Origin of the sequence: Streptomyces sp. GbtcB6 (assembly GCF_019091475.1) — a bacterium.
GTDB lineage: Bacteria > Actinomycetota > Actinomycetes > Streptomycetales > Streptomycetaceae > Streptomyces > Streptomyces hyaluromycini.
Genome location: NZ_JAGXJL010000002.1, coordinates 556333 through 563709 on the forward strand (window position 1 = coordinate 556333; position 7377 = coordinate 563709).

The following is a 7377-nucleotide window of genomic DNA, read 5'->3' on the forward strand; positions in this document are numbered from 1 at the left end:
GTTATGAACGGTGAGCGAACCGCCAAGATCGACGGGGGTCGCCGCGCCGGTGCGGGGCGACCGTCCAGAGCATGGCCAGCACCGCAGCGGTGACCAGGACGAGGAGCAGCTGGGACGTGTGGGTCCCCGCGCCGTCCGCCGCGCGGGCGACGGGGTTGGTCACACCGAGGCGGTCCAGCAGCCAGCCGAGGGCCGCGACGGCGGTGAGTCCGGCGCAGGCGGTGCGCAGGGCGGCGTGCCTGCGCAGCCGGGTGAGGCAGATCAGGCTCGGCAGGGCGAGCAGGACCAGGACGAGTTGCATGCATTCGATACCGAGATTGAATCCCGCGAGGCTGAGCGCCAATTGGGAGGTGGAGAGGTGCATCTCGGCGAGGGTGAGGGAAAAGGCGAGTCCGTGCCCCAGGCCGAAGACACCGGCGATGAGGGCCTCACGTCCCGGGAAAACCGGTCGAATTGCGTGGACGGCGCCGACGAGAATACTGAAGGCGATGAATGCCTCGACCGGTTGGGCCGGGATGTCGAGGCGTCCGAAGGCACTCACGGCGAGCGCGACGGAATGCCCGACGGTGAATGCCAGCGTGGTACGGCCGATGCGGCCGACGGCGGTCCTTGTGCTCGCCAGTCCGCGCCACCGGTTTCCGGCGGCCTGCAGGGGTGCGGGCAGCAGCAGAATGAGCAGGAACAGCAGATGGTCGGTGCCTTCGAGAATGTGGTGGGCGCCGAGTCGGAACATGGCGTAGGTGCCGCTCCAGATACTCCCGTCCTCCAGGTCGACGGTGAGCGGGGCGACGGTCATCGTCCGGGTGTCGATGCGGATGACCCCGACCTGGGTGGCGTCGTCCTGACCGTCGCCGGCCACCTTTCCGGCGGCCCAGTCCTGGCGGACGGAGACCAGGACGGTGTGGGTGACGACCTGGTGGACGATGACGTCGTAGTCGAGGACGAACCGGCGCGGGTCCTCGCCGGCGGGCGGGGTGAGCGTGGCCTGGACGGTCAGTTCGCGGTAGGGGCCGGTGGAGGTCTGCTCGGTCCGGCTCAGGCCCATGGCTCCGAACGTGACAGTCCAGGCCTGGCCCCGGCGGGTGGTGGGGTGCACATGGGCGGCCAGATAGCGGCGGATCGCGGTTTCCCGCGCCGACAGCTGCCGTGCCGTGGTGTCCTCGTCCAGGCCGATTCCGCTGGCCCGGGAGAAGTCGCTGAGCGGGAGCTCCAGTTCGGCGGCGACCGACGTCTCGTGCACGTCGAGCTGGAGCACCGAGTGCGGCATGGGATGGGCGGCGGCGGGCGGCGCCGCCAGAAGCAGCGCCGCCGTGACCACCGTCGCGATCCCGGCCAGCATGCGCAGCGCATGCGACAGTGAGATCGGCAGGCGGTTCATCAGAACGAGAACTCTCCCCCGTAGTCGGAGTCGTGGTCCCGGTAGACGGTGTGGTAGTGGATCTGGTTCTGGTACACCACGCCGTTCTGGCAGGCGAGCTCGATCCAGACGCCGGGGCCGTCGATGCGCACGTAGTCGCCCTGGGCGCTCAGGTCGGAGCTGCCGGAGTAAGCGATGTAGGTGTCGTCGAGGTCCGCCTGGTAGGCGCTGAGCACGGAGGCGGCGGTCGTGTCGTCCGCCACGTCGACCCAGGGCTCGATCGCCGCGAGGACCAGTTCCTGCTGGTCGTCGGTGAGTTCGCTGACCTTGAGGCCTTCCCTGGTCTCCGGGAAGTCGCCGTCGCTACCGGGGCCGAGCAGCACGTCGCTGAACGACTCGGAGAGCTTCGCCTCCGACAGCTCGTCGTCGCTGAGGCCGGCGAGCATGTCCTCCATTCCGTCGTGCATCCCGGCCAGAGGTGCGTACGAGGTGCCGTCGTCGCCGGTCCAGCTGGTCGGCTCCACCCCGATGAAGAAGGGGGTGGTGCCCTCGACCTCGCCGTCCTTGTAGGTGAGGTTCAGCGCGAGGTGGTGGCCGCCGAAGTGCAGCTGCCAGGTGCCGTCGGTGCTCGGGGTGCCGAGGAACGCCAGGTAGTAGTTGCCGCTGCCGTAGCCGCTGGCGGTCTCGCCGAGCTTGTCGTCGGCCGCCAGGATCTGGGTGATCTGGTCGTACCCGGTGCCGCTGCCGGTACCGGTGGCCGCCTCGACCACCGCCTTGGCGGCGGTGAGCTGTTCGTCGCTGAGGGTGCTGAACTCGATGCCGACCCGGCAGGTCGAGCCGCACGGGAGGTTCGACCAGGCGGTGGCGTTCGCCTCGGTGAAGTCGAGGAGCACGTCGGACTGCTGGTCGGTGTCCAGGGTGTCCAGGAACGCGTTGGCGGCGTCGACCACGTCCGAGACGGACGACGAGGCCTCGGTGGTGGCCGTGGTCGCGTCGGCCGACGTGTCACCGGCCGAGGAGTCGCTCGGGGTGGTCGCCGCGTTGGCGTTGACGTAGATCCCCCCGAGGAGCAGGGCCGTTCCCGCGGCGAAGGCCACGCCCGCGCGCTTCCACTTGCTCTTTAACCTGCGGTGGGTTTTGGTTTCTGACATCTTGCCGGTCCCTTCGGAAGATGAGGTGCAGGAATTCCGGAAGTAGTTCCCATAAACGCAGCCGCCGGATCACTTCCCGGAGTTCTCTGCCCGTTGTGTGGATGAGATAAATTCCACCAGCAGCCGCTATGGATGCCATCGAGAAGTACTCGGATTCACCTGTGGCTTGCTGTGGCCTACGACCAGGAATTTCAGTTTCTTCACATGGTCGCGATTGGTCCGGTTCGCGTATGACGTGACGTCATGTCCCTTGAACGCGTGAAAAGAAGTCCACGAAGCCGATGAAGCTCGACGAGGGGAGGGTGCACGCCGCCGACCCCGGCCCGTCCGCGTTCAGGGCGTAGCTGATCAGCCGGGGTTCGGCAGGGCCTGCAGATTCTCGAATGCGGTGGTGATCACCTGGGGCGTCCAGGCCGATCCGGCGGGCGGTCTCCACCAGCAGCACCCCGCCGGCCTGCGAGACCACTCCTGATCCGCGCCCCGATATCCGGACGCGTGGACAGGACCCATCGCGCTTCCTCTGGAAGGTGCCTCGTGCCGGGGCGATGCAACCGGACCGTGGACGAGCAGTATCATCCCAGCTCAAGTGCTCTTCGTTGATCTCCGGCTGCCGCCTGGGGCGAGGATCTGTTGGTCTCGCCGGGCACGAAGCACCCAGAGTGGAGGCCCCCCTTTGTCAGCCGGCGCATGGCCAGAGCTCTTGGTCCATTCCGAGCGGTTCACCGCGCTCTTCACCGAGTTGCCGCCCTTGGAGCACTTGGTTCTCAGATCGGTGCACCTGAGTCCGTACGGCGCCGCTGTGACGTTGCGGGTCGAGTTCCCGCGCTTTCCGGACCTCGCTCCGCCGGACTGGACCGAAGCCGGCTGTGACCGGTTCGAGGCTCAGATCGAGTTCATCGCTGTGGGCGAGGACCTGCGGATGCGGGGTGTTCCCAAGAGCACCGTGGTCGACATCGACCTCGGTCCCCACGCCCAGTCCCTGGAGCGCCGGGTCAGGGTCGCGGTGAGCGGTCCGGGGTTCTCACTGGACTTCACCGCGCACGCCGTCAAGGTGGGCCGTCTCAACGCCTATCGTTCCGGCGACGCGGACCCTTACACGGCCCGGCGATGGTTCGAGAGCCCCCTTGACCAACGCCTGCACCGGGTGCTGCCTCCCACGACTGCGAGGGTGTTCTATGAGCGAGCGTGACTGGTCCGCCGAGGTGGCCAATCCCGAGACAGTCCGCGTGGTCCTTGGCACACCCCCGCCGCCGCTGAGCGACTACCACCTGGACTCCGTGCTCATCGACGAGCGCGAAGCGTCGGTCACCTTGAGGTTCTCCGCCTTCGCCGTCCCGGTCGGTGCCGCAGACCTGTGGCAGGCGCGAGGCCACAATGCGGTCGAGTTCGTCCTGGTCTGCATCGGTGTGAAGAACTTCGAGGTGGACGCCTGGTCTGGCTGGCCCACAACAGTCGCCACCCTGGCAGGGAAGAGCGTCGTGCTCGCCGGCCAGGACAAGCGCGTGTCCTTCGAGACCGCCGAAATCCGCGCTCAGTCCCCAGTTGGACGCCTGTGGAGTCGAGCGCAGTGACATCACCCGAAGGTCAAACAGGGATTGGCGCGTCGGAAGCTCCACCTCGAAGGTGAACACCGCGGATGTTCAACAGGGGCTCGGGTATGAGACAGAACCGCAGGTCCGCGATGCCCACTCGCACCCCGCTCACCCATCAGCAACTTCCCTCGTGAAAGCGCGAGGCTAGAACTGGGCCTCGTACTGGGCGGGGTCGATCCGGGCCTCGACGAGCAGGGGGCCGGTACGGGTCGCGAGGCCGGTCGTGGCCTGCTCCAGTTCGGCGACCGAGGTCACCCGCACGCCGTCGCAGCCCATGGCGCCCGCGAGCGCGACCAGGTCCATGTCGTCCAGCCGGGTCGCCGTGCCGCCGTAGCCGAGGGCCCGCTGTTTGAGCTCGATGCGGTTGAGGCTGCCGTCGCAGAAGACCACCACCGTCAGCCGCAGGCGGCGGGCGACGGCCGTCCGTAGTTCGGTCGCCGTCATGGCGAAGCCGCCGTCGCCGATCAACGCGACGACGGGGACCTCGCCCAGGGCCAGCTGGGCGGCGATCGCCGCGGGGAGCCCGAAGCCCATCGAGGACAGGCCGTTGCTCATGAGGACACCCCGCGGCGCGCGGGCCTGCCAGCCCTGGCCGACGAGGAGTTTGTGCGAGCCGACGTCACAGGTGACGACGGTGTCGGGCGGAGTACCGGCCCGGACGACGTCGATGACGTCGGTGGGATTGAGACGCCCTTGGACCCGGCCCGCGTAGTAGGCCGTACGGAGCCGGGTGCGGTGGACGGCGACGTCCGCCTCGGTCCAGCGGGGCTCGCCCCGCCGACCGTCGGCGAGCCAGTCCAGGCTCGCCGCTACGTCCCCGACCAGTTCGCAGTCGCTGGGGTAGACCTGGTCGACGTTGGGCGTGGTGTCGACATGCAGGACGGGCGTGTTCAGGGTCCACGGCCTGAGGAGCTCGACGGGGTCGAAGCCGGCGGCGACGACCAGGTCGCTGCCCGCCAGGAGGTCCCACACCACCCGATGGCAGGCCATGTCGAGCACCCCGGCGAAGAGCGGATGGTCCTCCGGGAAGACGCCTTTGGCCATCGGTGACACCACCACCGGGGCGCCGGCCGTCTCCGCCAGCCGGACCAGGCCGGCGGAGGCTCCGCACCGGGTCGCGGCGGTGCCGGCCAGCACCACCGGGCGCCGGGCCGACCGCAGCAGCACCGCCGGGTCCGGGCCGCCGGGGGCCCGCTGTACCCGGACCCCGCCGGCGGCGCCGTCCAGCGGCGGCGGTGCGATGCGGGCGGCGGGCGCCGGAGCGGCGAACGCCTCGGCGGAGCCGGTGAGATGTACGGCGCCGGGCCGCTCCGCGACGGCCAGCCGCAGCGCCTTGCGCAGCACCGCGTCGACCGACCGGGGGTCGATCCGGCCGGCCCACTTGGCCACGGGTGAGAAGAGCAGCTTGTGGTCCACCACCTGGTGGGTGACCAGGTCTTCGCGGCCGATGTCGATCTGGCCCGAGATCGCCAGCAGCGGAGCCCGGTCCCAGGTGGCGGCGGCCACCCCGTTGACGATCGAGGTCGACCCGGGCCCCAGCGTCGACAGACAGACACCGGGCCGCCCGGTCACCATCGCCTGCGCCTCGGCCATGAACACGGCGGTGCCCTCACGGGTGCCGGCCACGACCTCGACGCCGGCGGCCCGGAACGCCTCCATCAGCTCGATGATCGGGTCTCCTGGGTAGGCGAACACACACCGCGTCCCCGTGGCCCGCACGTACTCGGCGACCACTGCGGCCGTCCTGCCCATGCCACCCTCTCCCGTCCCTTCCGCAAGGAGTTCCGTGGGTCCGCCGGCCGCGGTCACATCTCGCGCAGGTTCGCCGGTACGAGTCGGTCGTAGTCGGGGTCCTCGGTGATGAGGCCGGCGGACCCGTGGAAGGCGACCGCGGTGTCGAAGGAGGAGCGTCTGAAGGCGTTCGTCGTCGGGATCTCGCTCTTCAGCAGCGGGATCAGGGCGTCGAGGGTGGTGTCGGGGAGGCCGCTGCGGTACTCGGCGAGCAGCTTCCTGACCCCCGCGGTGTCGTTGCCGTGGATGTCCTTCTTCGCCCGGACGAGCGCTCTCTGGAAGGCCGCGATCTCCTTGGCCTTGTCCTTGAGGATGCTCTGGGTGGTGAAGATGACGCCATGGGACACATCGACCAGCCCGGGGATGTCGCCGCGGGCCGGGGAGATGTACAGGGTTCCGACGCCGGTTCCCTCCGCCTGCTGGCCGAGCGGCTGGGCGAAGGACAGGGCGTCGACCTGGCCGCCCTTGAGCGCGCCGAGCGCCGCGCTGGGCTCGCTGCCGAGGTTGACCAGCTGGGCGTCCTTCTTGGAGTCCAGGCCCACCTTGTCGAAGAGGTAGATGACGAGCGCCTCGGTGCCGCTGCCGGGTCCGGTGATGCCGATCTTCCGGCCGCGCAGGGACTTGATGCGCTCGTCGAGGGTGGCGTCGGCCGCGGCGCCCTTGAAGTTCTTCCCGGTGATGACGTCGATGTAGTAGCGGTCCACCAGGTCGGCGACCAGCCGGATGTCGCTCTGGATCGCGGAGAGTTTGAAGACGTCGGTCATGACGGAGCCGCCGAGTTCGATGCTGCCGGACTTCAGCGCGGCGGCCACCTTGGCGCCGGTGCCGAGGATCGGCGGGTCCCCGAAGGTGACGCCCTCGTCCTTGAAGTAGCCCTTCTCGGTGGCGATGAACAGGGGGAAGAAGGCGATGGACTGGCTGACCTGCCCGACCGAGATCTTCCCGGTCCCGGTGGAGGCACCGGACCTGGCGCAGCCCGCGCCGGTGAGGGTGACGGCTCCGGTGGCGAGCAGGCCCTTCACGAGTAACCGGCGGTCCATACGCGGCTGCTCTGTCATTTCCTGCCCTCCAGTGGCTTCCAGCGGTTGGCCCTGCGGTCGATCAGGCTGACGATCAGGTTGAGGACGGTGGCGATGACCGAGAGGACGACGAGCGTCGCGAAGACGCCGGCCGTGTCGAAGTTGGCCGCGGCGTCGCTGATCAGATAGCCCAGCCCCCGGTTGGAGGCGACGAGTTCCCCGATCACGGCGCCGATCAGTGAGTACGGGACGGCGACCTTGAGGCCGGTGAGCAGGCCGGTCATGGACGCGGGCAGGACGACCTTGACGACGATGTCCCGGCGGCGGCCGCCCATCAGCCGTACCGCGTCGATCAGTCCCCGGTCGACCTCCCGTACGCCGACGGCGGTGTTGAGGAAGACCAGGAAGAACACGGTGACGGCGGGGGGCAGCACCTTCATCCGGATGCCGGTGCCGGACCAGACCAT

The 7377-nt window shown here is 69.1% G+C and carries 7 protein-coding genes; 2 read left to right on the top strand and 5 right to left on the bottom strand.

The annotated features are described in order from the left end of the window. Window position 1 precedes the first annotated feature (1 nt). Window positions 2-1378, bottom strand: coding sequence for a HupE/UreJ family protein (locus tag KVT45_RS05295; RefSeq protein WP_217545283.1), 1377 nt, complete (start codon window positions 1376-1378; stop codon window positions 2-4). Then, window positions 1378-2508, bottom strand: a complete 1131-nt coding sequence (locus KVT45_RS05300; RefSeq protein ID WP_254646294.1) for a DUF3500 domain-containing protein — start codon at window positions 2506-2508, stop codon at window positions 1378-1380. Before KVT45_RS05300 ends, KVT45_RS05295 begins: the two co-directional genes overlap by 1 nt. A gap of 586 nt (window positions 2509-3094) precedes the next feature. Here KVT45_RS05300 and KVT45_RS05305 point away from each other — a divergent pair. Together KVT45_RS05305 and KVT45_RS05310 are read left to right on the top strand one after the other, a co-directional pair. Continuing rightward, on the top strand, window positions 3095-3697 hold the full coding sequence (locus tag KVT45_RS05305; protein ID WP_308310649.1) for an Imm50 family immunity protein: 603 nt from the start codon (window positions 3095-3097) through the stop codon (window positions 3695-3697). Then, the gene (locus tag KVT45_RS05310; protein WP_217545285.1) at window positions 3684-4079 is read left to right on the top strand and encodes an Imm50 family immunity protein; all 396 of its coding nucleotides are present in this window, start codon (window positions 3684-3686) and stop codon (window positions 4077-4079) included. The genes KVT45_RS05305 and KVT45_RS05310 overlap by 14 nt, the downstream gene beginning before the upstream one ends. 165 nt (window positions 4080-4244) lie before the next feature. Here the strand turns inward: KVT45_RS05310 and KVT45_RS05315 are convergent, their stop codons facing one another. The 3 genes from KVT45_RS05315 to KVT45_RS05325 form a co-directional block, all read right to left on the bottom strand. Continuing rightward, window positions 4245-5852, bottom strand: coding sequence for a thiamine pyrophosphate-binding protein (locus KVT45_RS05315; RefSeq protein ID WP_217545286.1), 1608 nt, complete (start codon window positions 5850-5852; stop codon window positions 4245-4247). Between the two features lie 53 nt (window positions 5853-5905). Continuing rightward, the gene (locus tag KVT45_RS05320) at window positions 5906-6949 is read right to left on the bottom strand and encodes an ABC transporter substrate-binding protein (protein WP_217545287.1); all 1044 of its coding nucleotides are present in this window, start codon (window positions 6947-6949) and stop codon (window positions 5906-5908) included. Further along, window positions 6946-7377, bottom strand: a 432-nt coding sequence (locus KVT45_RS05325; RefSeq protein WP_217545288.1) for an ABC transporter permease, incomplete at its 5' end; no start/stop codon positions are given. The genes KVT45_RS05320 and KVT45_RS05325, both read right to left, overlap by 4 nt.